The sequence below is a fragment of the Gilvimarinus sp. 1_MG-2023 genome, from assembly GCF_030548285.1.
The window spans coordinates 1-318 of the sequence record NZ_JAUOSC010000599.1 but is presented as its reverse complement, the minus strand read 5'-3'; the positions used below and the strand labels follow the sequence as shown (position 1 = coordinate 318).

The window sequence follows — 318 nt, the reverse complement described above, 5'->3', positions numbered from 1 at the left end:
CCCGAGTTGGCCAGAGGAAAGCCGATAACCAAAAGCGCGTTACCGGCGAATTGTCGGAACAGGGTGAGCCCGACAATCCATGCTCATATCACCTTTGCTTCAAGCGATATATCCAGCCCCGGTCGATTTTGCATGTTCCGGGGTTGTTAAGGCAGAGCCGTTATCAGGGGCCTAGAACTGGTCGTTGGTCAGTCCCATGATGCTTTCGCTACCGGCCAGCAAGGCAGAAGCATGCGCCTGATGACGTGGCACCATGTGCTCGCAGAAGAAACGGGCAGTCACCAGCTTGGCTTGCAGGAATTCAGGATCTCCCTGACC

At 55.7% G+C, this 318-nt stretch carries 1 protein-coding gene; it reads right to left on the bottom strand.

The features are described 5' to 3' along the window. Positions 1-171 precede the first annotated feature (171 nt). On the bottom strand, positions 172-318 hold a 147-nt coding region (locus tag Q4563_RS23655; RefSeq protein WP_442903787.1), incomplete at its 5' end, for an acyl-CoA dehydrogenase C-terminal domain-containing protein.